The organism is Rhodoplanes sp. SY1 (assembly GCF_046000175.1).
Taxonomy (GTDB): Bacteria; Pseudomonadota; Alphaproteobacteria; order Rhizobiales; family Xanthobacteraceae; genus Rhodoplanes.
Window position 1 is genome coordinate 32,646 of the sequence record NZ_JBEOMB010000038.1, and the last position, 26,709, is coordinate 59,354.

Sequence of the window (26,709 nt, forward strand, 5' to 3'; positions counted from 1 at the left end):
CTTAGAGTGGCTTCCGCGGACGTCGACCCACACTCCGCTCATTCCCGCGAAGGCGGGAATCCAGAGCCACACGTCGTGCGGCCCCTGGGTCCCCGCCTTCGCGGGGACGAGCGGACGTCGGGTTCGATACATCGAGCCCGAAAGCCGCTCCAGCTTGGAGCCTACCCCAGGCTCGGCATGATCAGGCCCTTGTCGCGGGCGCATTGCTGCGCGATCTCGTAGCCGGCGTCGGCGTGGCGGATCACGCCGGTGGCCGGGTCGTTCCACAGCACACGGGCGAGCCTTCGCGCGGCGTCCGGCGTGCCGTCGGCGACGATCACCATGCCCGAGTGCTGCGAGTAGCCGATGCCGACGCCGCCGCCGTGATGCAGCGACACCCAGGTGGCGCCGCTCGCGCAGTTGACCAGCGCGTTGAGGAGCGGCCAGTCCGACACCGCGTCGGAGCCGTCTATCATCGCCTCGGTCTCGCGGTTCGGGCTCGCGACGCTGCCCGAGTCCAAGTGATCACGTCCGATCACGATCGGCGCGCTGATCTCGCCCTTGGCGACCAGCTCGTTGAAGGCGAGGCCGACGCGGTGGCGGTCGCCGAGCCCGAGCCAGCAGATGCGCGCCGGCAGCCCCTGGAACTTGATGCGCTTCTGCGCCATGTCGATCCAGTTGTGCAGGTGCTTGTCGTCGGGCAGCAGCTCCTTGACCGCCTCGTCCGCGCGAAGGATGTCGGCGGGGTCGCCGGAGAGCGCGGCCCAGCGGAACGGGCCGATGCCGCGGCAGAACATCGGCCGGATATAGGCCGGCACGAAGCCCGGGAACGCGAAGGCGTCGGCGAGGCCTTCGTCCTGCGCCATCTGGCGGATGTTGTTGCCATAGTCGACGGTCGGCACGCCGGCGCGGTGGAAGTCGAGCATCGCCTTGACGTGATCGACCATCGAGCGCTTTGCGGCGGCCGCGACGGCCTTCGGGTCGCTGTCGCGCTTCGCCTCCCACTCGGCGAGCGTCCAGCCCTTGGGCAGGTAGCCGTTGACCGGGTCGTGCGCCGAGGTCTGGTCGGTGACGCCGTCCGGCCGCACGCCGCGGCGGAACAGCTCGGGAAAGATCTCGGCGGCGTTGCCGAGCACGCCGACCGACAGCGGCTTCCTCTCGGCGCAGGACTTTTCGATGATCGCGAGAGCCTCGTCCAGGCTGTCCGCCTTGACGTCGAGATAGCCGGTGCGCAGCCGCATCTCGATGCGGCTCGGCTGGCATTCGACGACCAAGCAGGAGGCGCCGGCCATCACGGCGGCGAGCGGCTGCGCGCCGCCCATGCCGCCGAGGCCGGCGGTGAGAATCCAGCGGCCTCTCAGGTCGCCGCCGTAGTGCCGGCGGCCCATCTCGGCGAAGGTCTCGTAGGTGCCCTGCACGATGCCCTGCGAGCCGATATAGATCCACGAGCCGGCCGTCATCTGGCCGTACATCATCAGGCCCTTGCGATCGAGCTCGTTGAAGTGCTCCCAGGTGCCCCAGTGCGGCACCAGATTGGAGTTGGCGATCAGCACGCGCGGCGCGTCCGCATGCGTCGGCAGCACCGCGACCGGCTTGCCGGACTGCACCAGCAGCGTCTGATCAGCTTCGAGCGTCTTCAGCGCGGCGACGATGCGGTCGAAGCTCTCCCAGTTGCGCGCCGCGCGGCCGATGCCGCCGTAGACGACCAGCTCGGTCGGCTTCTCGGCGACGTCGGGATCGAGGTTGTTCATCAGCATCCGCAGCGGCGCCTCGGTGAGCCAGCTCTTGGCCGAAAGCGTGCTGCCGTGGGGGGCGCGAATGACGCGGGCGTTGTCGATGCGGGTCATGAGAGATGTCCTTGCACAGGCTGGCGAGAGGAACCGCGGGGCCGGTCACACTCTCGGGCGTCATGCCCGGCCTCGTGCCGGGCATCCACGTCTTTCAGCCGTCGCCAAGACGTGGATGGCCGGGACGAGCCCGGCCATGACGGGCGGTGAGATTGCCGCTCGTCGGGTTGCGGCACGCGATACGGCACGGCCGCCATCACGCCCCGCGCCACACGCGCGAGAACAGCGGCGCGGCGCCGATGCGGTAGACGAGCTCGGCCGGGCTGTCGACGTCGAAAATCGCGAGGTCGCAGGACTTGCCGGTCTCCAGCGTGCCGATATCCGACGCGAGGCCGAGCGCGTGGGCGGCTTCGCGGGTGACGCCGGCGATCGCCTCGTCGACGGTGAGGCGGAACAGCGTCGCGCCCATGTTCATGATCAGGAGCAGCGACGTGACAGGCGAGGTGCCGGGATTACAGTCGGTGGCGAGCGCCATGCGGGTGCCATGCTCGCGGAACGCCGCGATCGGCGGTTTCTGCGTCTCGCGCAGCACGTAGAAGGCGCCGGGCAGCAGCACCGCCACGGTGCCGGCCTTCGCCATCGCGGCGGCGCCCTCCGCATCCGTGTATTCGAGATGATCCGCCGACAGCGCGCCATGGTCGGCGGCGAGCTTGGCGCCGTGCAGGTTCGAGAGCTGGTCGGCGTGCAGCTTCATCGGCAGGCCGGCCGCCCTCGCGGCGGCGAACACGCGACGAGTCTGCTCCGGCGAGAAGGCGATGCCCTCGCAGAAGGCGTCCACGGCATCGGCGAGTTTTTCGCGCGCCAAGCTCGGGATCAGGGCGCAGACTCTCTCGACATAGGCGTCCTTGTCGGGCTCGCCCGGCGGTGTCGCGTGCGCGCCGAGATACGTGGTGACGACCCGCACGTCCGCCTCGGTGCCCAGCCGACGGGCGGCGCGCAGCATGCGGGTCTCTGTTTCGTCATCGAGCCCGTAGCCCGACTTGATCTCCACCGTTGTGACGCCCTCGGCGAGCAGGCGATCGAGCCGGGCGCGGGCGCTGGCGACGAGCGTGTCCTCGCTCGCCGCGCGCGTCGCCTTCACGGTCGAGGCGATGCCGCCGCCGGCGCGCGAGATCTCCTCGTAGGTGGCGCCGGCGAGCCGCATCTCGAACTCTTTCGCACGCGAGCCGCCGTAGACCAGATGAGTGTGGCAGTCGATCAGGCCGGGCGTGACCAGCCGCCCGTCGAGCCGGATCGTCTCGGCGGCGTCCGCGCCGGCCGGCAGATCCGCCTCGGCGCCGACATAGGCGATGCGGCCGTCCTTCGCGCCGATCGCGCCGCGCGCGATCAGCCCCAGCCCGGGCCGTTTTGGATCGAGCGTCGCGATCAGCGCGTCGCGCCACAGCCGGTCGAATCGCATCGAAGCCTCGTCGAGGTCGCGCAGGGCATCGCGCCCCTGCACCTCGTCCCATACAGAATCGCTGCGCACTCGGCTATGGTCCGGCGCGCGGCTCACCTTCGCGGGCTGCTTTCGGTCCAGAGCTCGGCGCCCGCTCTCCCTCTCCCCGCCAGCGGGGAGAGGGTCGGGGTGAGGGGGCGTCTCGTGGATACGGCAACGCCCCCTCACCCGGACTTCGCGCGACGGCGCGCGAAGTCCGACCTCTCCCCGTGCGGCGGGGAGAGGCGACGGACGCCGATCGCGCGAGCCCCGCTCGGAGCGGCGTCGGACGTGACACCAAAGACGGCTCGGACATGACCCAACCCCTGTTCAATCGCATGGCGCTGATCGGCGTCGGGCTGATCGGCTCCTCCATCGCGCGGGCGGCGCGCGCCCAGGGGGTCGTGCGCAGCATCGTGGCGACGGCGCGCTCCGGCCCGACGCGGGCGCGCGTCGCCGAGCTCGGCATCGCCGACCGCGTGGTCGACACCAACGCCGCGGCCGTCGACGGCGCCGACCTCGTGATCCTCTGCATCCCGGTCGGCCAGTGCGGCGCCGTGGCGGCCGAGATCGCCCCGCGCCTCGCGCCCGGCGCCATCATCTCCGACGTCGGCTCGGTGAAGGCGGCCGTCGTCAAGGACGTCGCCCCGCATCTGCCGGGACATGTTCATTTCGTCCCGGCCCATCCGGTCGCCGGCACCGAGAACTCGGGGCCCGACGCGGGCTTTCCCGAGCTGTTCATCGACCGCTGGTGCATCCTCACGCCGCCCGAGGGCACGGATCCGGCCGCGACCGACAAGCTCGCCACCTTCTGGAGCGCCATCGGCGCCAATGTCGAGACGATGACGCCCGAGCACCACGACCTCGTGCTCGCCATCACCAGTCACCTGCCGCATCTGATCGCCTACACGATCGTCGGCACGGCCGACGAGCTCGGCCAGGTGACGCGCTCCGAGGTCTTGAAGTTCTCGGCCGGCGGGTTTCGCGACTTCACCCGCATCGCGGCGTCCGACCCGACCATGTGGCGCGACATCTTCCTCGCCAACCGCGACGCCGTGCTGGAGATGCTCGGCACCTTCGGCGAGGATCTGGCGACGCTCACCCGCGCCATCCGGCGCGGCGACGGCGACACGCTGTTCGATCTGTTCACCCGCACCCGCGCGATCCGCCGCGGCATCGTCCAGATCGGCCAGGACTCCGACGCGCCCGACTTCGGCCGCCCGCACCAGCGCAAGCTGCCGCCCCTGCCGCGCCCCTACATGGCGGACGGGGAGTAACGCCGCCGTCGAGCGTCACGGCTCGCACTCCAGCCGTCACCATGCGTATCGGAGGCCGGCCGTGCCCGCGACGGTGTGGCTGTGGGCCGCGACCTCGCCGTCGACCTTCGCCATGAGTGCGACGCCGTTGGCGAAGCGCAGCTCGGCCCCGGCCGAGACCAAGGCGAGATCGCGCGCCGGCGTCGCGCCTTCGACCGTGAAGCCCGCGCCGGGAAGCGCCTGGAACGTCGCCGCGACGGTCGGGTCGCTCGTCCGGTCGTGCGCCCAGGCGACCCGGCCGCGCAGCGCCAGCGCGGCGTCGGATCGGATCGCGACCACCTTCTCGAGCCGCGTGCCGATCTCGGTGCGCAGCGCCGTCGTGGTCCGGTCGTCGTAGGCGAGGCCGAAGCCGGCGCCGCTCGGGTCGCTTTCGCGGACGGCGGGCGTCGCGAAGGCCTGGGCCTGGAGGGCCGCATAGGGCGTGACGTCGGCGAGCGGTGCGGCGAGCCGCCAGCCGGCCTCGGCGCGGCCGCCGTAACTCTGTGCCTCGTATCGGGTCGTCAGGGCGGCGCCGAGTGCTCGCCGATCGGTGGTGATCCAGTGCTCGGCGAAGGCGAGCGACGCGGCCAGATAGGCCGGGCCGACCGTCGTCGTGCCGTAGACGCCGGCCTGGAAGGCGTCGCTGCTGCCGCTGCCGAGCCCTTGCGTCAGGTTCCAGCCGGTGCCGCCGCCGCCGAGCGCGAAGCCCAGCGTGGTGAACGGCGTCGCCCGCCAGTCGCCGCCCGCCGCGACGCCGGCGGCCCGCACCGAGACATCGTGGCTGCCGACCACGGCGTCGCCCGCGAGCCGGCCGGAGCCGCCATAAGCCGAGCCCCAGATGCTCCAGCGCGGCGCGGCCGACGCGGCGGACGGTGCCCGGACGGCCCTCTCCAGGGCGCCGGCGGCACCGGGCCGCGGCGCGTCGGCGGCGGCGTAGCCGAGCGCGGCGCCGCTCCCCCCGATCCCGCCCGGGATGGGCGTGGTGCGCCCGTCGACGAACGGGTCCGTCATCAGGCCCAGGAAGGCCGTCATCATCTGGAACGCGCCCTGCGGGGCGCCGGTCGCGGCCTCGCCCGAAAGCTGGGTCAGCGCATTGGCGAGCGGCTGGCCGGTGAGCCCGACCACCGAGACGAAACCGGGCGGCAGCGCGCCGCCCGCGTTGAAGTGGCGGCTGATCGCGCCGGCGACGGCCGCCGGGTTGCGCGGCAGGCCGGTGGCGCCGTCGAGCCCGAGCCTGAGATCGAGCGCCACGCTGTTCGGTGCCGAATAATCCAGCGACGCGATGAAACCGGCCGGAAGATTGCTGGTCGCCAGACCGTCGAACGTGCCGCTGCGGCTGCCGGCCGTGAGGATCGTGTACCGCTTGGTCACGTAGCTGCCGGCGGCGAAATAGGCCTGCACGGTGCCGGCCAGCGTCGCCGTGCCGGTGACGACCGCCTGCGACGCGGCGGTCGGGTCGATGGCGACCCGATAGACCGCGCCCGGCGTGAAGGCGAGATCGCCGGCGACCGTCATGGCCGTTCCGGGTGCGCCGGTGCCTGGCGCGAAGACGCCGCCGGCGTTCACGGAGACGCTGCCCGCGGTGCCGGTGCCGGCCAGCAGGCCGCCGGTGTTCACCGTGGTGGCCGAGCCCGCGATGGCGCCGCCGGACCCGAGATAGAGGACACCGCCGTCGACCGTGGTGGCGCCCGTGTAGGTGCTGGCGCCCGTGAGCGTCTGGACGCCGCCCGCGATGGTCAGTCCGCCCGTGCCGGTGAGCGACCCGGCGAAGGTGGACGAGGCGTTCGACAGCGTCAGCGTCTTGGCGCCGAGCGCGACCGTGCTGCCGGTGGCGCCGGCCAGCGTCTTGATGGTGGCGCCGGTCGTGGTGGCGGAGATGTCGAAGGTGGCGCCCGTCGCGATGTTCACGCCGCTCGACGCCGCGATGCTGCCGCTCCCGGTGAGCGCCAGGGTGCCGCCGTTGATCAGCGTGCCGCCCGAGTAGGTGTTTACGGCGCCGAGCGCGAGCGTGCCGGCGCCGGTCTTGGTGACGCTGCCGGCGCCCGTGAGGCCGGACGCGAAGCTCACGATGTTGCCGTTGGTGTCGAAGATGCCGCCGTTGGTGCCGATCGCGGTGAGACGCGACGAGATGTCGGCCGTGGTGCCGGTCGCCCATTGCAGGCCGCCACCGTTCAGCGTGATCAGGCCGGTGCCGAAATTGTTGGCCGCGCTGAAGTTGATCAGGCCGCCCGTCACCAGGGTGCCGCCCGTGTAGGTGTTGGCGCCGATCAGCGTCAGGATGCCGGCGCCGGCCTTGGTCAGCATGCCGTTGTTGATGATGGTGCCGGAGAGCGTCAGGTCGAAGCCGTTGGTGTCGATGACGCCGCCGAGCGCCAAGAGCGAGATCGTCTTCGCCGTGCTGAACGTCCCGGTGAGCTGCAGCGTGCCTCCGTTGAAATTGACGTATTGATCGAAGCCGAGCGTCGTCAGTGCCCCGTCGCTGCCGGCCGACACGGCACCGCCGGCGGCGACAATCAGATTGGGGCCGATCCAGCCGGTGCCGAAATTGGTGTTGTCATTGAACGGCGTGCTCACGCTGCCGATGATGGTGTTGGTCGCCGCGTCGACGACGTAGGCGCCATTGGCGCTGGACACATAGATCCGCGAGCCGTCCGGAGTGATCGAGACGCCGATGGAGCTGTAGGGGGTCGTGACGGTCGTGACGACCGCATTGGTCGCCGCGTCGATGACATACAGCGTGTCGCCTTGGTCCGTCACGTAGACGCGGGTGCCGTCCGGGGACACGGCGATGGAACTGCCGGCAAAGCCGAGCGGAATGGTGGTCAGCACGGCCCGGGTCGCTGCGTCGATCACCCAGACGGCCGGGTTGGGGCCGTTGATCCCGTTCGCGACGTAGATCTTGCTGCCGTCCGGCGACACGGTGACGGCGGTCGGGGTGACGCCCACGGCAACCGTGCCGACGACCGTCCTGCTCGTCGCATCGACGACCGACAAGGTGCCGTCATAGAAGTTCGTCACATAGAGTGTGTTGCCGTCCGGCGAGACGGCGATTGCCAATGCGGAGGCGATCGGGATCGGGGACCCGACGACCTGGTTGGTGGCCGTGGAGATCACGGAAACCGAATTGCCGTTCAAGGCAGTGGCATAGACGTATCGGCCATCCGGGCTGATCGCGATCCCTTCCGGTTGAGAGCCCACCGCGACAGTCGTGGCGATCGTTCCTGCCGCCACGTCCAGGACCGTGACCGTGTCGCTCCCGGTGCTCACCACATAGGCGTAGCGGCCGTCCGGCGAGAACACGGCATTCCGCGGATAGTTTCCGACCGTGATCACCGAGCCGATGGTGGTGTTGGTCAGCGTCGAGAACGCGACCGCGGCGCCTGGGCTCGAGTTGATGCCCGTGAGCAGGCCGTAACTGTCGATGCCGGCGCCTGCCGGCGTCGCCAGCGCGAGGCAGCCCAGCGGCACCAGGACGATCGTCATCCGGCGGCGGGACCGGCGCCGCGGCCGCCGTGGGCCGGTCCGGACCGCCGCGATCCGCAGATCACGCGCCGCAATCGGACCGCCCAGGAGTCCGAACTCAGCGACGAAAGGCGCGATGCCGTTGCGCAAGCCGCAATCCTCCAGGCGTGTCCCGAGGAGCGAACGGTAGCGGACCGGCAGGGGCGCGATGTGCCCAGCGTCTCAGGGACGAATTCAAACGGCCGTTGTTGCCGGCGAGACACATAGGGTCCTCGGTCGGACATGATAAGCTGGCCGCTCGACCCATATCCGAGCGGCAGGTCCAGGCGGCGTCGGGCTCAGCGCGCCGCGACGCGCACGAGGTTCGATGAGCGAGCGATCGACCAGCGATCCCGGCCGTGGCGCGTCCGCCCTGGAGGCGATGCGGGCGGCGACGGCGGACATCTGCAATGTCGCGCCCCTCGGCGCGCCGGACGCGTTCCAGGTCGCGTCCGTGACGGCGGCGATCGGCAACGGGCTTCTCGTCGAGAGCGTCTCGACGACGCTCGCATACGATCGCACGCCTGCGCACATCGCCCGCGGCGGCATCGATCATTTTCAGATCACGTTGTGTCTGCAGGGCGGCATGCATTTCACGTCCGGCCGGCGCCAGGCGACGCTCGGCCGCGGCGACGTGTGCCTGATCGACATGGCGCAGCCGAACCGGACGGTTCTGAGTGGGGACGGGGGCGCCGCGACCCGCCTCGTGTCGATCATCGTCCCGCGCAGCGTGATGGCGCCTCGCCTGGCGCATCCGGATTCGGCGACGGCGTCGCTGCTGCCCGGCGGCGGTCGCGCCGCGCAGCTCCTGGGCAGCCAGCTGTCGGCTCTGCGGGACAGCCCGTCGCCGGAGAGCCGGGTGGCGGTCGAGGCGATGGCCGACATCGTCGCCGGGGCCGTCGGCAGCGCGGCCGAGGTGGACGGTGACGTCGAGCGGGCGGACCGTCGCCTGTTGCTGGCGATGATCAAGCGTCACATCGAAGCCAACCTGGAGATCGAGCCGCTCACTGCCGAGGACCTGTGCCGCCGGTTTCAGATGTCCCGGGCCGGCCTCTACCGCCTGTTCGAGGCGGAGGGCGGGCTCGCGCGCTTTGTGCAGGAGCAGCGGCTCAACCTCGCCTTGCGGCGGCTCGCCGCGCCGGCGTCGCGGAACCGGCGACTGATCGATCTCGCGCTCGATCTCCGGTTCAGCGGCGACTCGACCTTCGTGCGCGCCTTTCGCCGCCGGTTCGGGCTGACGCCCGGAGAGTTCAGGGGGCTGGCCGAGGCGTGGCTGCGCGACACCGGAGTACAGCCCGGCCCCGGCGATGTGCTCCGCCACGTCGGCCGAAGCTGAGCGCCGTCCGTCGGGCGAGGGCACGCCAGGCCGGTCCGACTCTGGCGGCCGATCGAAAAAACCGCGGAAGCCGACCCGGACTCGTGCTAGTTCGCCGGAGAACAGTCGGACGGACAGGCCGGCGCGGGAGAGACGAGATGACATCTGGAGCCGCCGGGGCAGCCGCGCCGACCGACATCACACCCGCGGCCACGACCGACCTCGAAACCCTCCGCCATACCGACTTCCAGGATCTGGGAAAGCGCATCGAGGGCAAGGTGCGGGACATCTATGTCCAGCCGGAGCGTCTGGTGCTGGTGACGACCGATCGCCACTCGTCGTTCGACCGCATCGTCGCGCACATCCCGGGCAAGGGCGAGGTGCTGAACCGCACCGCCGCCTTCTGGTGCGACGAGACGCGCGACATCGTGCCGAACCACGTGATCGCGCTACCCGATCCGAACGTCACGGTGGCGAAGCGCTGCACGCCGCTGAAGATCGAGATCGTGATGCGCGGCTATCTGACCGGCGTCACCTCGACGTCGATCTGGACGCATTATCAGGCCGGCCGGCGCGACTTCGGGTCTTTCACGTTGCCGGACGGGATCGCTAAGAACGCGCGGCTGCCGCGACCCGTGTTCACGCCCTCCACCAAGGAGGACACCCACGACGAGACCATCACGCCGGCGCAGGTGCTGGAGCGCGGGCTCCTCTCGAAGGATCTGCTCGAGCAGGTCGAGGAGGTCGCCGAAAGGCTGTTCCGGCGCGGCCAGGAGACGGCGCTCGCCCGCGGCCTGATCCTGGTCGACACCAAATACGAGATGGGGCTCGACGCCGAGGGAAAGCTCACGCTGATCGACGAGATCCACACGCCCGACTCGTCGCGCTGGTGGATGGCCGACACCTACGAGGCGCGCTTCGCCGCTGGCCAGGAGCCCGACTACTTCGACAAGGAATTTCTGAGGCGCTGGTTCGTCGACCACTGCGATCCTTACAAGGACGCCGTGATCCCCGAGGCGCCGGCCGCGCTCGTCGCCGAGCTGTCGGCTCGTTATCAGCAGATTTTTTACCGGCTAACCGGCCAGACTCTGACGCCGCGCGAAAACGGGCGCACGCTCGCGGAGCGCATCGCCGACAATCTGGCGAGCTATCGGATCTGATCCGCGGGGGGGCAAGCGGCAGCCGCGCGCGAGCTGATACGGCATCGAATTGGTCGGCTCTCGGTCATTCCGGGGCGCAGCGAAGCTGCGAACCCGGAATCCAGCGGCAAGCTCTTTGTCCTCGACTGGATTCCGGGTTCGGCGCTGCGCGCCGCCCCGGAATGACACCTAGAGACGAGGCGATGCCGTAGGACGCGGGCCGCCCTTTACGCTTCGTTAACCATGCCGGCTTAATTGTTTCTTTAGAAACAATTCTGCCGAGGCTCCCATGTCGGCTGTGACCGGTCTGACGAGCGCGCTGTCGAGCTACACGACGGGCTCCTACGGGCAGAAGGCCGGCACCGCGCCGACCCAATCCACCGCATCGAGCGGCACCGGAACGACCGCCACGTCGAGCCAGTCCGGCGGCTCGGCCACCGTGCTGACGCTGTCGGACGAGGCCAAGGCGCTTCTGGCCGCCATGACGGCCGCCGGAACGAGCGCCGCCGGCGGCTCTGCGCTCGCCCGTGCCCAGGCGGCGCGCGCCTGGCTCGATCAGCAATACAAGTCGCTCGGCATCGGCGCGGCCCTGGTCGACGGGCAGGTGGCGGTCGACTTCACGGCGCAGGACCGGGCGACGCTCGCGGTCGTCGCGGCCGGCACCGGCGACCTGTTCACGGACGACGAGACGAAGGCTGCCGCCTCGGTGCTGCAGGCGCGCTTCGAGGATGCGCTCGCCCCGCATGCGGTGATCGCCCGCCACACCGGCGACTATGCGAGCCTCTACGCCGCCGCCGCCGGCTATCTGGACGCCGCGAGCCCGGAGGAGCGCGCGACGACGGGCTGGGTGGCACGGCGCGAGGCGGTCACCGAGGGGCTGGCCGCGGCGCGTGCCGCCTTCGGCAAGGCGCCCGACACCGGCAACCAGAACGATCCCGTCCGCGCCATGCTGGACGCCCCCGCGCCCGGCACGACGTCGCCCGCCAAGACCGCGACGGCCGACACGCTCGCGGCCCGCGCCCGCGCCGCGCTCGACGCCCAGGCCGGCCGCGCCCGCGACGCCGGCACCGAGCTGGTGTTCGACGGCACGCGCACCGGCCGGATGGTCGACTTCGAGTCCTTCGACAACCGCACCCTCGCCGTGGTCGCCCAGAACGCCGGCGGCCAGTTCACGGTGTCCGAAGCGCGTGCCGCCCGCAAGGCGCTCGAGCAGCGCACGCGCACCACGCTCCTCTCCGCCTTCACCGGCTCGGGCGGCGATCCGGCGGCCCGCAGCGTCGCGCTGATCCGGCAGTATTCGTCGATGAGCGCCGAGGAGAAGGCGCTGCTCGGCTTCAGCGAAAGCTTCACCGACAACGTCCTGAAGAACTACCGGACCGTGAGCAGCATCCAGAGCATGGTCGACGCGATGGGCTCCTCGACCGGCTCGCTGCTCGCCGGCGGGAGCCTCTGATCGCCCTGAAGTCGCGCGAGCATCCAATCCGTTCCTCACCGTGAGGAGCACCATCGATGTCTGCGGGAGCAGACTTCGATGGTGCGTCTCGAAGGGCGGGGAGGGCCTCGCCATCGGGCCACATGGTTCGAGACGCGCTCGCGGCGCAACAGCGCGCCGGAGCGCTCCTCACCATGAGGGGGCCAGCGTGCGGGTCACCACGCGCGCCGAACAGACGTGCGACATGCACGCGCCACGTGTGCCGCGACGGCTTGCGTGGCTTGCTTCGGGTGGCTAGAAGCTGCGGCAGCATCATGCCACCGCCGAGGGCCCCCGCCTCATGCCGTGACTGACCTTCGCGCCACTGACCTTCGCGCGTTCGCATCGTGGATGCCGCTTCGCGCGTCCGCACACCCCCGACCTCCCCTCGAGCGTCCCGTCCATCGATGTCATCCGAACTCTCAGCTTCGCCGGTCGCGGAGGCCGCCGCGCCGTCGCGCGCGCGGTCCTCGCGTGCCGTCCGCCTCGTCGCGCCCGCCGTCGCGCTCGTGATCACGATCGTGCTCGGCGGCATGGTGCTGCTTCAGCTGCGTGCCCAGGATGCCATCGCCGAGCGCGACCGCGACACCCGCATGCGCCTCGTCGCCGGCGCCGTCACGGGGGCCTTCGACAATGCCGGAAAATTCGCGCTGTCGCTCGCCGAGGCGTCGGCGCGCCGGCCGAACGTCGGCGAGGCCTTGGCGCGGCGCGACCGCGCCCGCCTGCAGGCGCTTTCGCAGGGGCCTTACGAGTATCTCAGCCGGCAGGCCGGCGTGCAGATCTACGGCTTCCACACGACCGATCTTCGTTATCTGCTCCGCATGCACCGGCTGGAGACGTTCGACGACGACATCTCCGGCTTCCGCCCGATGGTGGTCGCGGCGAACCGCGGTCGTCGCGCCCAGGCCGGCGTCGAGATCGGCATCGCCGGGCTGGGCGTGCGCGGCATCGCGATCGTCGAGCACGAGAAGTCCCTGGTCGGCACCATGGAGGTCGGGCTCGACCTGCGGCCGATCCTCGATCTGGTCAAGGCGTCGACCAATGCCGACGTCGCCGTGGTGATCGCGCCCGCCATGGTCGGCGTCGCGCTCGATCCCAAGCTGCCGCGGTTCGGCGATCTCGTCCTGGCGCTCTCCACCGACGACGACCGCTTCGCTGCGCTCCTGAAGAGCACCCGCATGCGGGCGCTGCGCGACGTCGAGGTGACGACCCGGGAGATCGAAGGGCGGCCGTTCAGCGTGGTGTCGCAGCCGCTGGTCGACTTCTCGGGCCGGCTGGTCGGCATGACGATCGCGCTGGAGGAGATCCCGAACGACCGCGGCCGGCTGCGCACCGAGCTCGTCGTCGCCGCGCTGTGCGGCGGCATTCTCGCCTGGATCGTCTTCGCCGTGCTGCTGCGCATCGCCCTCACGTCGCGGAGGCGGCCGTGAGGCGGCGCCTTTTCGCGCCGGCGCGTGCCGTCGCGCCGGCGTTCGCGCTGCTCGCGCTCCTGTCGGCGGTGCTGATCACGCCCGGCGGCGCGGCGGCCGCGGAGGATCGCACGGCGCTGCCGGCCGGCGTCGAGCTGCCGGTGCGGGTGCGGGTCGCGCTGCGCGTCCTCAACGTGCTCGAGGTGAAGGAGACGGCCGGGGAAGGGCGCTTCTTCGTCGAGATCACCCAGCGCTGGACCGATCCGCGGCTCGCCTTCGACGCGATCGCGGTCGGCTCGGGGCGGATCGACCGGATCGCCGGCGAGGCCGACGCCTTTCTGGCCTCGATCTGGACGCCCGGACTCGTCGTCGACAACCAGATCGGCGGGCGCGACTCGCGCACCGTCGCGGTCGCGACTTCAGCGGCCGGCGAAGTCGTGCTGATCGAGCGGTTCGAGGCCGACTTCCGGTTCCGCATGAACATGGACGCCTTCCCGTTCGATCGCCAGAATCTCGCTTTGTCGCTCTCGCTGCCGCGCTACGCCAAGCAGGAGGCGATCCTGATCACGACCGAGACGGACCGCCTGCTGTCGGGGGTCGAGGAGTCCTCGCTGGTGGTGTGGCGACCGGGGCGGCTTCGCTTCGCCAACGAGGAGACGATGGGCTGGAACGCCCGCAGCTACTCGCGGCTCGCCGCCACCGTGGAGCTGGTCCGCCAGTCCGACCGCTACATCCTGCGCATCTTCGTGCCCCTGTTCGCGGTGCTCTCGGTGTCGCTGTTCGTCCTCTGGTCGCCGGCGCTGCGCGAGCAGGAGAAGGACAAGGGCACGATGATCTTCTCCTCGCTGCTCGGCCTCGCGGCGCTGAGCTTCACGTTCGAGTCGAGCTTTCCGGGGGCGATCTCGCTCAACACGCCGGTCGCCCAGATGATCTCGCTCGGCTATCTCTATCTGGTGCTGGTGCTGATGATCGAGGTCGGGCTCACCGCCGCCTGCGCCGACCCGACCCGCCGCTTCCACGCCGCCTGCCTGGAGCTGCGCTGGCAAATCCGCTGGGCCCTGCCGGTGATGATGCTGATCGTCTGCGTCGGCATCGCGGTACGGGCGCTGCCGGGCTGACATCGGCGCCGCGGGCGCGGCGGCCGAGGCGGAGCGTCGCAAGAATACCGTCCGGACGGTCGGAACGGGGACGGGCGGTCGCGGTTGACCGGGTGAAACCAAACCCCGGAGGCCTGATATGCCGATTCTGTTGTGGTGGCTGGGCGTGCCGCTCAGCCTCGTCCTGGTGCTGTGGCTGGTGGGCGTGATCTGATCGGGCCGTTCGTTCGGTCGGAGCTCACGCGCAGCCGTAGCCCGCATGGAGCGAAGCGGAATGCGGGAGGGCTTCGGCCGGCTGGCGGGCCGGCTCGTGGTCCCGCATTCCGCGGTGCTCCATGGGGGCCACGCGCGTGCGGCGCGCGGCTGCCGCGACACAATCGCGTCAAGCGGCGGCCGGCCGGTTGAACTCGGCGGCCCGGGCCGTTAAGCCTCGGCCTCATGAACACCCCCGTTTCAGCCGAACCGATCCAGAGAGCGAACATCGAGGGCGCCGCGATCCCGAGGGCGCAACCGCTGCTCTCGGCGAAGCCGCTGTTCTCCTGGCCGCGCCATCGGACAGAGCGCCGGCCGGCGCCGTTCCTGCCGATGAGCCGGGCCGAGATGGACCGGCTCGGCTGGGACGCGTGCGACATCGTGCTGGTGACGGGCGACGCCTATGTCGACCATCCCAGCTTCGGGATGGCGATCATCGGGCGCCTGCTCGAGGCGCAGGGGTTTCGGGTCGGCATCATCGCGCAGCCGGACTGGCAGTCGGCCGAGCCGTTCAAGGCGCTGGGCAGGCCGCGCGTGTTCTTCGGCGTCACCGGCGGCAACATGGACTCGATGGTCAATCGCTACACGGCGGACCGTCGGCTGCGCCACGATGACGCCTACACGCCGGGCGGCGAGGGTGGCAAGCGCCCGGACCGCTGCACGCTCGTCTATGCGCAGCGCTGCCGCGAGGCCTTCAAGGACGTGCCGATCATTCTCGGCGGCATCGAGGCGTCGCTGCGCCGCATCGCGCATTACGACTACTGGTCCGACAAGGTGCGCCGCTCGGTGCTGGCCGACGCCAAGGCCGATCTGCTGCTCTACGGCAATGCCGAGCGCGCCGTCGTCGAAGTCGCTCATCGCATCGCTGCGGGCGAGGCGCCGCGCGAGCTCGACGACATCCGCGGCGTCGCGCTGTTCCGCCGCGTGCCCGAGACCACCACCGAACTTCACGCCGACGATCTCGACGCCGCCGACGAGGGCGCCCGCCAGGTGCGCGGCGACGTCGTGATCAGGTTGCCGAGCTGCGAGCAGGTCGAGCAGGACAAGGAGGCTTACGCGCGGGCGTCGCGGGTGCTGCACCGGGAGAGCAATCCCGGCAATGCGCGCCCGCTCGTCCAGCGCCACGGCGACCGCGATCTGTGGCTCAACCCGCCGCCGATCCCGCTGACGACCGAGGAGATGGACGCCGTCTACGGCCTGCCCTATGCGCGGGCGCCGCATCCCTCCTACGGCGACGCCAAAATCCCGGCCTGGGATATGATAAAATTCTCGGTGACGATCATGCGCGGCTGCTTCGGTGGCTGCACGTTCTGCTCGATCACCGAGCACGAAGGGCGCGTGATCCAGAGCCGCTCGGAGGGCTCGATCTTGCAGGAGATCGAGCGCATCCGCGACCGGACGCCGGGCTTCACCGGCGTGATCTCCGACATCGGCGGGCCGACCGCCAACATGTACCGCATGGCCTGCAAGGATCCGGCGATCGAGGCGTCGTGCCGCAAGCCGTCCTGCGTGTTCCCCGACATCTGCCCGAACCTGAACACGTCGCACGACGAGCTGATCAGGCTCTATCGCAAGGTGCGCGAGGTGAAGGGCGTCAAGAAGGTGATGGTCGCCTCGGGGGTGCGCTACGACCTCGCGGTGACGAGCCCCGACTACATCCAGGAGCTCGTGAGCCATCACGTCGGCGGCTATCTCAAGATCGCGCCCGAGCACACCGAGCGCGGCCCGCTCGACAAGATGATGAAGCCGGGCATCGGCGCCTACGACCGCTTCAAGGAGATGTTCGACGCGGCCGCGAAAAAGGCCGGCAAGCAGTACTTCCTGATCCCGTATTTCATCGCGGCGCATCCGGGCACGACCGACGAGGACATGATGAACCTCGCGCTCTGGCTCAAGAAGAATCGCTATCGCGCCGACCAGGTGCAGACCTTCCTGCCGTCGCCGATGGCGACCGCGACCGCCATGTACCACTCGGGCGTCAACCCGCTGCGCGGCGTGCGGCGCGGCGCGTCGGAAAAGGTCGCGGCGATCACCGGGCTGCGCCAGCGGCGCCTGCACAAGGCATTCCTGCGCTATCACGACCCCGACAACTGGCCGCTTCTGCGCGAGGCGCTGAAGGAGATGGGGCGCAGCGACCTGATCGGGTCGCGGCCGGACCAGCTCGTCCCGGCTCACCAGCCCCCCGGCACTGGCAAGGCGGCCGGCACCCGCCGCCCGATCCGCCCCGGCAGCGCGGGCGGCAAGACGCAACGCTTCACGACAAAGGGCGTGCGGCTGCGGTGAAGGCGGCCGCGCTGCGGTAATCAGCGGAGGATGACGGTTCGGGCCCGCCCGGCCGAAGAATCCGCCATCGTTCAGCCATAGGTTTCACAGTATTCTGCCGCCGCGCGCTCATGGAAACAGGGGGAATTCCATGGTTTCGGCCCGTCGGCTCGCTGCCGTCACGCCTCGGCTCGCTGCCGTCACGACCCGGCTCGCTGCCGTCACGTCGATGTTCTCGCTGATCGCCACCTCTGCGCTGATCGTCACCTCCGCACTGATCCTCTCGGCTCCCGCCGCGCGGGCGCAAGGAGCGTCGGCTTGCGACGAGGCCGCCGGCGTCGCCGTGCTGCCGTCTCCGGTGGCGCCGTGGAAGGGCGCGCCGCTGCGCGTCCTGTTCACCTCGGAAAAGCCGCTCGACGGCGAGCTGACCCTCACGGCGCCGAACGGCACGGTCGCGGCACGGTCGCGCGACCGCCGCGGCGGCCCGCCGTACTTCTGGGTCGCCGAGGTGCCGCAGCCCGCCGCCGGCACCTGGCAGGTGACGCTGACCCGCGACGGCACCGCCCGGGACGCTGCGACGGCCGACTGCGCCACCATCTCCCGCGAGATCGCCGTCAGGCCGACCGAGCCGCCGCGTCCGAAGACGCAAGCCGGCAGCGTATGGCCGGTCAAGGCGAGCTGGACGCGGGCCAACGAGAACCTGTTCTCGGCCTGGGTCGAGCGGCTGTTCGACGCCCCGCTCGACGCGCCGCCGCCGTCCTGGAAGGCCCTGCACGAGGTGCTGCGCGACCGCTCGCGCAATCTCCTGTTCAATCACCTCGGCCTCGCCGAGGACCAGGCGAACCTCGTCATCCGGCCCGATTGCGCCGACCTTCCGTACTTCCTGCGCGCCTACTTCGCCTTCAAGATGGGGCTGCCCTACGGCTACGCGAAGTGCACGCGCGGCGGCGGTGGCCAGGCGCCGCGCTGCCCGGCCTGGTGGAACATCCAGCGCGAGGAGCCGCGCGCCGCGCCGCCCCCGGAGGAACTCGTCGCCTCGGCCGATCCGGCCGTGCCGCCGCCGTCGCCCGGGCTGTTCGGCATGCTGCGCCAGCAGGCGGCTGCGCCGCCCGCGCCGGTGACGCCGGCCCCCGGCGTCAAGCCGGCGCCGAAGCCGTGGTCGCCGCCGCCGCGGCCGGCCGGCCTCGTCCCCGGCTTCGCGCATTACCTGAAGTGGTCGATCGGCGACGGCGTGCATTCCGGCTCCGGCCGCACCGCGCTCGCCGACGACAACACCGACTATTATCCGGTGGCGCTCTCCGAGGAGACGCTGCGGCCCGGCACCATCTATGCCGACCCCTACGGCCACTTGCTGGTCATCGCCAAGCGGGTGCCGCAGACCGGCGACGCCGCCGGCGTGATGCTCGCCGTCGACGCGCAGCCGGACGGCACCGTCGCGATCAAGCGCTTCTGGCGCGGCAACTTCCTGTTCGCCGACGATCCCGCGCTCGGCGGCCCCGGCTTCAAGCGCTTCCGCCCGGTGGTGCAGGAAGGCGGCGGCATGCGCCGGCTGACCAACCGCGAGATCGCCAAGAACCCGAGCTACGGCGACGTCTCGCTCGACCAAGGGAAGATGTCGGTCGAGGCCTTCTACGACCGCATGGAGGACGTGATCTCGCCGTCGCAGCTCGATCCGCTGCGGGCCATGAAGGAGGCGATCCAAGCGCTCGACGAGCAGGTGCGGGCGCGCGTCACCTCGGTCGAGAACGGCCGCAAGTATCAGATCACGGGCAAGTCCGCCGACATGCCGGACGGCGCCGCGATCTTCGAGACGACCGGCGCGTGGGAGGACTTCGCGACGCCGTCGCGCGACCTGCGCCTCTTGATCGCCATCGACGTGGTGCGCGGCTATCCGGACCGCGTGGCGCGGCGGCCGGAGCGCTATGCCATGCCGGCCGGCAAGAGCGTCGCCGACGTGAAGGCCGAGCTGGAGAGCGTGCTGGCGGCCGAGCTCTCGGCGCGGACTTTCAGCTATCCGCGCACCGACGGCTCGCAATGGACCCTCACGGTCAAGGACGTCGTCGACCGCGTGAAGGCGCTGGAGATGGCCTACAACGTCAACGACTGCGCCGAGCTGCGCTGGGGCGCCCCCGAGGGCAGCCAGGAGGCCGCGACCTGCAAGGGCCGGGCGTCGTCCTCGCAGCGCGCCAAGATGGCCGACTACCGGGCCTGGTTCGCCGAGCGTCGCCGCCCGCCGCGGGGCTGATGGCGAATGCGCGCCGCGATCTCGGCGGCCGTCGATCCGCTCGTCCCCGCGAAGGCGGGGACCCAGCCCTTGTAGGGTGGGCAAAGGCGCGAACGCGCCGTGCCCACGCGGTGATGAACGGTGGGCACGCTTCGCTTTGCCCACCCTACGAATTGTCCGCCTCATGAACCGTCGCGATCTGCTGACGCTCCTTCCCATTGTCGCATTGGCGCCCGTCGTGGCGCGGGCGCAAACGCCGTCGAAACCGCCGTTCGATCCGCGCCTCACGCCGGCGCGGCCCGACCTCGCGGCGAAGCATCTGGACGGGCAGGTCGCGGCAGCGCGGTTCGTCGAGGGCCGCGTCCACGAGATCGTGGCGGGCCGCGCGCCGTTGCGAAAGGCGCCGGCGGCCGACGCCGAGATGCTCACCGAGGCCTTGGCGGGGGAGCGCGTCACCGTCTACGAGCTCGGCGAGGACGGCTTCGCCTGGGGCCAGCTCGCGGCCGACGGCTATGTCGGCTACATGCCGGCCGCCGCCCTCGGCCCCCCCGGACCGTCGCCGACGCACCGGGTGACGGCGCTGCGCACCCACCTCCTGCCGGCGCCCTCGGTGCGGCGTCCGCCGCTCGACTCGCTGCCGTTCGGCAGCCGCGTCGCGGTCGTGCGCACCGACGGCGCCTTCGCCGTGACGGCGGTCGGTGGCTTCGTGCCGCTCGTGCATCTGGCGCCGGTGGAGAGCCTGCAGACCGATCCGGTCGCGGTCGCGGAAACGTTCATCGGGGCGCCGTACCTGTGGGGCGGCAAGACGGTCGCGGGTCTCGATTGCTCCGGTCTCGTGCAGGTCGCGCTCACGGCCTGCGGCATCGTCTGCCCGCGCGACACCGACATGCAGGAGACGGCGCTCGGCCGCCCGCTCGACGGGCCACCAGAGCCGGGTGCGCTGCGCCGCGGCGACCTCGTCTTCTGGAAAGGGCATGTGGGGCTGGTGCGCGACCCGGCGACGCTCCTGCACGCCAACGCGCACCACATGGCGGTGGCGAGCGAGCCGGTCGCCGACGTCATCGCCCGCATTGCAGCGAGCGGCGGCGGAACGGTCACGTCGGTGCGCCGCCTCGCATGAGAGAGGCCGTCGCGAAGCGACGTGATCGGCGCGTCCTCGGCAATCGCACGTAAGTGATTTGCCCGACAGACCATGGTCGTAGTCGCATGGCGACGGCGTATCTCGGGATCTGGTGCACTGCGAAGAACCGGCTTGGTTTCAAGGGCTTCCGTGCTGTGTCCGGGCGATGCCTGGAGGACGAGAGGAGACGGCCCGCGCCGCTGCGTCCGTAGTTGTGCTGCTTATGGCCGCTTCCGGGATCACGTTACGATTTCACCATCGGCTCGGTTGCAAGGGACTGCGCCAGGGTCGGCCGGCATCGGATTCGTGCCGGAGCAACAGTCCTGATTTCAGCGATGCGGCCGCGCCGCGGGTGCGGCCGTCATGGGACTGTCGAATGCGTGAGCGATAGGTCGGCGAGGTCGACGACGGTCGACATCGCCATCGAATGTCGTCGCCCTGAATCGTCGTGGGGTCTCGGTTTCGATTCGAACGGGAGAGGAGGTCAGGTGGATATTTTCTCGCTTATGATGTCGTCGCTGCGTGATGGTCACGCGATCGTCGGAAGCACCGAAACGGGAGTCGGCGCCGTGTTGCTCGCGGTGACGCCGGCGGGCGACGGTCGCTTCTGGGTCACGGTCGGTGTTCCCACCGCCGACCACGGCACCGTGTGGCGGGGCCCGACCACCGCGGTCACCCGCACGATGGTCGCTGCGGTCGTGGCGCAATGCGCGCCGGGGACCGACTGGACCGGTGCCAGGTGGAGCGTCGAGCCGTGCGCCGCGAAGCCCGACGCCGGCGTGCACTGGCACGACCCGGGCGCGGTCGCGGATTTCTGGAAGGCGATCGCCCGGCTCCTGAACGGCGACGAGCGCCTGCGGGTCGCCTCCGCGGCGTGAGGCGAGAGCCGCGCCGCGGCGCGGCCACCACCTCTGCGGTTCGGCGACTACCAGCTTCAGTACAGGGGCGGCAGTTGCCCGACCTTGAACGGGCCGAGCAGCACGGCGCCGTCGGCGAATCGCAGTGGCACCTTCACGGCGCGCTTGCCCTCGAGCTCGGTCGCCGGTCCCAGGGCCTCGGCCGAGACGCCGCCGCCACCGGCCGGGCCGCGCAGCACGTTTCCCAGTCCCGGAAGCAGCTTGTCGAGCCCGGGCGCGAGCTTCTCGCGGGTCGCCTGCGGCAGCAGCTGGTTGACCAGCTGGTCGACACCGAAGAGCGGCAGGAGCTTGTCGGCATTGACGACGACGAGCTGCAGCTCGCCGTCGAGCGCACCGCGCGGCGACAGGCCGAGCGTGCCCGTGCCGGTCGCCACGATGTCGCCCTGCTGCAGGCGGGCGCGGGTGATCTCCAGCCGCCCGCCGGCCGCCTGCAGGGTGCGCAGCGTCTCCTTGAGCGGCCGCGGCTTGAGCGACGGAAGGCCGCGCAGCACCCCGACCGCATCGATGTCGAGCGGCACCACCCCGGCGCGTCCGAGCACCGGGGCGCTCGCCTCGTCGAGCGACAGCGCGAGATCGAGCACCGGGTTCTGCCGGGCCGAGCCGCCGGCGATCCGGGCGTGGAAGGCGGCGCGCACGGCCTGGCCGACCAGGCCCTCGCGGGTGCCGTCGAGCGACGTCGCGATCGGCCGGTCGAGCACCACCGACAGCCGTTCCGGATCGGTCGGCAGGCCGCGCAGGCTCGCCTGGGCGAGCGACCAGTCGATCGCCAGCACGGGCGCCGCCCCGACCTCGCCGATCTTCAGCGGGCCGGTCGCCTCGCCGACGATCAGGGTGGGCTCCCAGATCTGTGCCACCACGGTCGCGGCCTTGGCGGCGAGCGTGGCCGGCGGCGTCGCCGAGCGCAGCGCGGCGACCGGGTCGGTGCAGCGGAACTCGAAGCGGAACGGGAAGCCGCCGACGTCCTGGCTCGCGCATGTGTAGTCGCGGCCGAGCGCGGCCTCGTTCTCCTGCCAGCCGGCCAGCACGGTGCGGGTGACGGAGGCGGCCTGGAACCAGAACGCCGTCCAGCCGGCGGCGATCACGGCCACCAGGACCAGCGGCAGCGCGATCAGCCAGGGCCGGCGCTTGCGGCGCGCCGGCGGAACCTCGTCTTCGACCGACCTCACGGTTGATCCTTTCGCGCTTTTCGCGGCCCGGCCCGGGGCGCGACGCCGCGACGGGCTTGCCGCGGGCCGGAGGGGCTGTTAGGCGAGCCTTGTGGCAGTCTGGTGTCAACCCGTCCGAAGCGTCGCTTCCGGGTCGCGCCGCGCCGGCGCCAGCGGGAACGAGCGTGCCCACGACCACCGACATCGACCCGAAAGGCATCGATCACGGCGACGGCGACCTGTGGGTCTTCGGCTACGGCTCGCTGATGTGGCGGCCCGGATTCCCGTTCGTCGCGCGCGTGCCGGCGCGGCTCAACGGCCTGCATCGGGCGCTGTGCGTGTACTCCTTCGTGCATCGCGGCACCCCGGAGAAGCCCGGCCTCGTCCTCGGGCTCGACCGCGGCGGCACCTGCCGGGGCATCGCCTTCCGGGTCGCGGCCGCGCACCGGGCCGAGACGATCGCCTATCTGCGGGCGCGCGAGCAGGTCACCCACGTCTATCTGGAGACGCTGCGGCCGGTCGTTCTCCTCGACGGCGCGCCGGGCGACACGCCGGGCCGGGCAGGGGGCGGCGGAACGGGCGAGGCGCCCCGCGTGGCGGAACAGCGGGTGCGGGCGCTGGTCTATGTGGTCGACCGCAGCCACCCGCAATACGCCGGCCGGCTCGACCTCGAGCAGCAGCTCCATCTGGTCCGCCAGGGGCACGGCCAGTCGGGACCGAACCGCGACTACGTCATCGCCACGGTGCGCGAGCTGGAGGCGCAGGGCTGCCGCGACGCCGGCCTGCACGCCATCGCCCGCCGGCTGAGCGCGCCCGAGGCGCGCCCCGCTCACGACCGGCCGGCCGACACGCCGTCGGGCTGAGCGGGCGATGCGGCCGGCGGTGCCGACCCGAGCCGGCCCTGTCCTTCGGCGACCAGCCGGGCCGTCGCCGGCTCGATCGTCTCCTGCAGCCGCTGCAGAAAAGCCCGCCGGGGCAGCCCGGGCGGGATCGGGTCGAGCACCTCGACCAGGATGGTCCCGGGCGGTCTCAGAAAGCTCCGCCGCGGCCAGTGCAGGCCGGAGTTCAGGGCGATCGGCAGGCAGGCGACCCCCAGCTCGCCGTAGAGCAGCGCGATGCCCGGCTTGTAGTCGGGCGGCGCGCCGGGCGCGCTGCGGGTGCCCTCGGGGAAGATCAGGATCTGGCGACCGTGGTCGAGCAGCGCGCGGGCGGCGCGGCTCATCTCGACCAGCGCGGCGCGGCCGGCGGTGCGGTCGACCGGGATCATGCCGGCCTTGCGGGCGTACCAGCCGTAGAGCGGGATGAAGGTCAGCTCGCGCTTGATGATGAAGCTCGGGTCGTCGAACAGCGGCAGGAGCGCGAAGGTCTCCCAGGCCGACTGGTGCTTGGCCGCGACCAGCAGGGCGCCGGGCGGCATCTTCTCCAGGCCGCGCCACTCGACCGCGATGCCGCAGACGGCCCGCAGGAGCCACACGCTGGTGCGGCCCCACGCCTTCGCCATCGTCACCATGGCACGATGCGGCAGCAGCAGGGCCGGCAGCGCCGCCAGCAGGAACGCGACCGTGGTGGCGTAGAAGGCGACCGTGAACAGGACGGAGCGGACGACGATCACGTTGCGGGTCCCGGCGGAACGGCTGCCGGCGGCCGAGGCCGGCGCTGGGCGACGTCGGTGAGATCGACCACGGGCTCGATCCGGATGCGCGCCAGCGCCACGATGTACTTCACGTACTCGGTCATGAGAAGCCGGGCATTGGCGGCGCTCGCCCACCACGGCTCCGCCCGCGCCGGCGTCACCACCGGATAGGGGATCAGCGCGACCCCCGGAAGCCGGTGGCCGAGCTCGGCCATGGCGCGCGGCATGTGGTAGCTCGAGGTGACGACGACCAGCGAGCGGACGCCGCGGTCGTTGGTCCAGCGCCGCGTCTCGACGGCGTTGCCGATGGTGTTGCGCGCCTCGTGGTCGAGGTCGATGCAGCAGGCGAAAAGGCGCTCGAAATCGGGAACGTTGCGGGCCAGCTCGTTCGAGTTGGTGGTGCGGTGGACCCCGGTGATCAACAGCCGCCGGCCGCGCCCGGAGGCGAGCAGCTCGACCGCGTCGACGACGCGCGAGGCGCCGCCGGTGAGCGCCACGATGCCGTCGGCCGTGCCGGCGAGCGCCACCTCGCGGCGCGGCACCCGGTCCGCGAAGGCGACGAAGCCGGCCAGGAAGGCGACGACGGCGAGCCCGCCCAGCCCGACCAGGGCGAGCAGCAGACGGCGCAGCGTATGACGGGCAGGGCGTGGCGCCGCGGCGGTGGCGGGCGGGCGCGCATCGACGCGGCCGGGCCGCCCCGGGGGGGCGCCGCCCGCGCGGTCGCGCGCCGATCGTCCGTCCTCGACTGCCATGAACTCACGTCCCGACGACGACAATATCGTCAAATTCGGCGCCGGGAAGGCGTTCCCGGTGGCCGGCCAAGGGCTCAACGGGGCGGGGACGCCCTCAGCGCACCTGCCGGAGGGTCGCGGCCACCACCCGGCGCGACGTGAACGCGGTCACGATGCCGACCAGCACGACCTGGACGAGCAGCACCAGGTAGCCGCCGACCCCGAGCGACAGGCCGCCGAACATAGCGGCCGCGTCGGCGCCGCCGAGCCCGAACAGCCGGCCGCCGATCAGCCCGAGGACCAGGAACAGCAGCACCGCGGCGCCGCCGCCGATCGCCCCGCCCTGCAGGCCGAGGAACAGGAAGTGCCGCATGAACTGGCCGGCCACATAGGCGTCCTTGGCGCCGATGAAGTGCAGCACCTCGACGGTCGGCCGGTTGGTCGCCATGGCGCCGCGGGTCGCGAAGGCGACCGACAGCACGGTCGCGGCCGTCACCAGGGCCAGGATGGCGAGCCCGATCGCCACCACGGTGTCGGCCATGGCGCGCAGCCGGCGGGTGAAGCCGCGATGGTCGTCGAGCGTCGCGCCGGCGACCTCGGCGGCGAGCCGCGCCTTGAGGGCGGCGAGATCGGGCGGCCGCCCGGACGCCGTCTCGACGACGATCAGGCGCGGCACCGGCAGGCTGTCGAGCGACAGGCCGGAGCCGAGCCAGGGCTCGAGCAGGCGCGCCGATTCGGCCTTGTCCTGCGCCCGCACGGCGGTGACGCCCGGCGCGGCGCGGGCGATCTCGACGGCCCGCACGACGTCGACCTCGAGGTCGCGCCCGGCCATCGGCCGCACCTGGATCGTCACCTCGCGGGAAACGTCGGCCTGCCAATCGGAGGCGGCGCCCTTCACCAGCACCACGGCGCCGGTGGTCAGCGACGCCAGGAACGTCATGATGGCGACCACGGCGGTCAGCGCCGTGGCGGAGATCGAGCTGCGCGGCACGATCGGCGTCTCGCGCGGCTTGCGGCGCAGGAGGCCGGCGAGCGCCGCCAGGCGCGACGGCCGCGCGGCCGGCGCATGGCCGTCGTCGTGAGGGTCGTGCGGGTGATCGTGGTCGCGTCCGTAGTCAGTCGTAGACATGGATCCGACCCTCGTGCAGCACCAGCCGGCGCGCGTCGTACTGGTCCATCAGGCCGATGTCGTGGGTGGCGATCACCACCGAGGTGCCCGACTTGTTGAGCTCGATGAACAGGCGCAGCAGCCGCTTGGCGAGATTGGGATCGACATTGCCGGTCGGCTCGTCGGCGAGCAGGAGCTGCGGCCGTGCGATCACGGCGCGCGCGATGGCGGCGCGCTGCTTCTCGCCGCCCGACAGGATCGGCGGCAGCGACGTCATGCGGTGGCCGAGGCCGACCCAGTGCAGCAGTTCCTCGACCTCGTGGCGATAGCTCTCCTCCTCGCGACCGAGCACCCGCAGCGGCAGCGCCACGTTCTCGTAGGTCGTCATGTGGTCGAGCAGGCGGAAGTCCTGGAACACGATGCCGATCCGCCGCCGCAGCACGGCGAGCGAATCCTTGTCGAGCGTGGCGACGTCGTGGTCGAACAGGGTGATCAGGCCGCGGGTCGGCTTGAGCGACAGGAACAGGAGCCGCAGGAGCGAGGTCTTGCCGGCGCCCGACGGGCCGGTGAGGAACTGGAACGAGTGCGGCTCGATGCGGAACGTGAGGTCGCGGAGAACCTCCGGACCCAGACCGTAACGCAGCCCCACATTCTCGAACCGAACCAAGCCGTTCTCCGCTCCGTCCCGGGTGATCGGGACCCTCGGGCCGCCGCGGACCGGCGGCGGCACACGACGATTCGCACCCTTTTACTCGAAGCCGCGGCCGCCGGCACGTCCGCACCGGCGGAACGCGGTCGCCGTCCACGGCCCGCGTCCGGCTCCCGCCGACGGCCGATGGGCCGTTCT

General features: G+C 71.4%; 19 protein-coding genes. 11 read left to right on the plus strand and 8 right to left on the minus strand.

What is annotated here, in order from left to right:
• Window positions 1-161 precede the first annotated feature (161 nt).
• Window positions 162-1,826 carry a urocanate hydratase gene (gene hutU / locus ABTU92_RS11100; protein ID WP_408090530.1) on the minus strand — a complete coding sequence of 555 codons (1,665 nt, stop codon included), beginning with the start codon at window positions 1,824-1,826 and terminating at the stop codon, window positions 162-164.
• Between the two features lie 196 nt (window positions 1,827-2,022).
• The gene (gene hutI, locus ABTU92_RS11105) at window positions 2,023-3,225 is read right to left on the minus strand and encodes an imidazolonepropionase (RefSeq protein WP_408090629.1); all 1,203 of its coding nucleotides are present in this window, start codon (window positions 3,223-3,225) and stop codon (window positions 2,023-2,025) included.
• A 332-nt stretch (window positions 3,226-3,557) separates the two neighbouring features.
• Between hutI and ABTU92_RS11110 the strand changes: the two genes are divergently transcribed.
• On the plus strand, window positions 3,558-4,520 hold the full coding sequence (locus tag ABTU92_RS11110) for a prephenate/arogenate dehydrogenase family protein (RefSeq protein WP_408090531.1): 963 nt from the start codon (window positions 3,558-3,560) through the stop codon (window positions 4,518-4,520).
• 36 nt (window positions 4,521-4,556) lie between these two features.
• Here ABTU92_RS11110 and ABTU92_RS11115 read toward each other — a convergent pair whose 3' ends face one another.
• On the minus strand, window positions 4,557-8,021 hold the full coding sequence (locus ABTU92_RS11115) for an autotransporter domain-containing protein (RefSeq protein ID WP_408090533.1): 3,465 nt from the start codon (window positions 8,019-8,021) through the stop codon (window positions 4,557-4,559).
• A gap of 346 nt (window positions 8,022-8,367) precedes the next feature.
• On the opposite strand from ABTU92_RS11115, the gene ABTU92_RS11120 reads away from it, so the two are divergent.
• The 9 genes from ABTU92_RS11120 to ABTU92_RS11160 all read left to right on the plus strand — a co-directional run bounded on the left by ABTU92_RS11120 (window position 8,368) and on the right by ABTU92_RS11160 (window position 21,206).
• Window positions 8,368-9,375: a helix-turn-helix domain-containing protein gene (locus ABTU92_RS11120; RefSeq protein WP_408090535.1), complete on the plus strand. Its 1,008-nt coding sequence runs from the start codon at window positions 8,368-8,370 to the stop codon at window positions 9,373-9,375.
• A gap of 137 nt (window positions 9,376-9,512) precedes the next feature.
• Window positions 9,513-10,514 (plus strand): phosphoribosylaminoimidazolesuccinocarboxamide synthase, encoded by a 1,002-nt coding sequence (locus ABTU92_RS11125; protein WP_408090537.1) that lies wholly within the window; start codon window positions 9,513-9,515, stop codon window positions 10,512-10,514.
• 268 nt (window positions 10,515-10,782) lie between these two features.
• Window positions 10,783-11,946, plus strand: coding sequence for a hypothetical protein (locus ABTU92_RS11130; protein WP_408090539.1), 1,164 nt, complete (start codon window positions 10,783-10,785; stop codon window positions 11,944-11,946).
• Between the two features lie 425 nt (window positions 11,947-12,371).
• Window positions 12,372-13,394: a cache domain-containing protein gene (locus ABTU92_RS11135; RefSeq protein ID WP_408090541.1), complete on the plus strand. Its 1,023-nt coding sequence runs from the start codon at window positions 12,372-12,374 to the stop codon at window positions 13,392-13,394.
• Complete coding sequence (locus ABTU92_RS11140; RefSeq protein WP_408090543.1) at window positions 13,391-14,491, plus strand: neurotransmitter-gated ion-channel ligand-binding protein; 1,101 nt, start codon at window positions 13,391-13,393, stop codon at window positions 14,489-14,491. Before ABTU92_RS11135 ends, ABTU92_RS11140 begins: the two co-directional genes overlap by 4 nt.
• A 417-nt stretch (window positions 14,492-14,908) precedes the next feature.
• Window positions 14,909-17,005 carry a YgiQ family radical SAM protein gene (locus ABTU92_RS11145; RefSeq protein ID WP_408090545.1) on the plus strand — a complete coding sequence of 699 codons (2,097 nt, stop codon included), beginning with the start codon at window positions 14,909-14,911 and terminating at the stop codon, window positions 17,003-17,005.
• 208 nt (window positions 17,006-17,213) lie between these two features.
• The gene (locus ABTU92_RS11150; protein ID WP_408090631.1) at window positions 17,214-19,229 is read left to right on the plus strand and encodes a hypothetical protein; all 2,016 of its coding nucleotides are present in this window, start codon (window positions 17,214-17,216) and stop codon (window positions 19,227-19,229) included.
• A gap of 163 nt (window positions 19,230-19,392) precedes the next feature.
• Complete coding sequence (locus ABTU92_RS11155; RefSeq protein ID WP_408090547.1) at window positions 19,393-20,328, plus strand: NlpC/P60 family protein; 936 nt, start codon at window positions 19,393-19,395, stop codon at window positions 20,326-20,328.
• 506 nt (window positions 20,329-20,834) lie between these two features.
• The gene (locus tag ABTU92_RS11160) at window positions 20,835-21,206 is read left to right on the plus strand and encodes a hypothetical protein (protein WP_408090549.1); all 372 of its coding nucleotides are present in this window, start codon (window positions 20,835-20,837) and stop codon (window positions 21,204-21,206) included.
• Between the two features lie 56 nt (window positions 21,207-21,262).
• Here ABTU92_RS11160 and ABTU92_RS11165 read toward each other — a convergent pair whose 3' ends face one another.
• Window positions 21,263-22,411: a DUF2125 domain-containing protein gene (locus ABTU92_RS11165; protein WP_408090551.1), complete on the minus strand. Its 1,149-nt coding sequence runs from the start codon at window positions 22,409-22,411 to the stop codon at window positions 21,263-21,265.
• Between the two features lie 164 nt (window positions 22,412-22,575).
• Between ABTU92_RS11165 and ABTU92_RS11170 the strand changes: the two genes are divergently transcribed.
• Window positions 22,576-23,253, plus strand: a complete 678-nt coding sequence (locus tag ABTU92_RS11170) for a gamma-glutamylcyclotransferase (RefSeq protein WP_408090553.1) — start codon at window positions 22,576-22,578, stop codon at window positions 23,251-23,253.
• On the opposite strand, the gene ABTU92_RS11175 is transcribed toward ABTU92_RS11170, so the two are convergent.
• The 4 genes from ABTU92_RS11175 to ftsE all read right to left on the minus strand — a co-directional run bounded on the left by ABTU92_RS11175 (window position 23,220) and on the right by ftsE (window position 26,529).
• Window positions 23,220-24,002: a lysophospholipid acyltransferase family protein gene (locus tag ABTU92_RS11175; RefSeq protein ID WP_408090555.1), complete on the minus strand. Its 783-nt coding sequence runs from the start codon at window positions 24,000-24,002 to the stop codon at window positions 23,220-23,222. The two genes, ABTU92_RS11170 and ABTU92_RS11175, sit on opposite strands and share 34 nt — an antisense overlap.
• Complete coding sequence (locus ABTU92_RS11180; RefSeq protein ID WP_408090557.1) at window positions 23,999-24,775, minus strand: YdcF family protein; 777 nt, start codon at window positions 24,773-24,775, stop codon at window positions 23,999-24,001. Before ABTU92_RS11180 ends, ABTU92_RS11175 begins: the two co-directional genes overlap by 4 nt.
• 94 nt (window positions 24,776-24,869) lie before the next feature.
• Window positions 24,870-25,883 carry a cell division protein FtsX gene (locus ABTU92_RS11185; protein ID WP_408090559.1) on the minus strand — a complete coding sequence of 338 codons (1,014 nt, stop codon included), beginning with the start codon at window positions 25,881-25,883 and terminating at the stop codon, window positions 24,870-24,872.
• Complete coding sequence (gene ftsE, locus ABTU92_RS11190; protein WP_111360503.1) at window positions 25,870-26,529, minus strand: cell division ATP-binding protein FtsE; 660 nt, start codon at window positions 26,527-26,529, stop codon at window positions 25,870-25,872. The genes ABTU92_RS11185 and ftsE overlap by 14 nt, the downstream gene beginning before the upstream one ends.
• Between the last annotated feature and the right edge of the window lie 180 nt (window positions 26,530-26,709).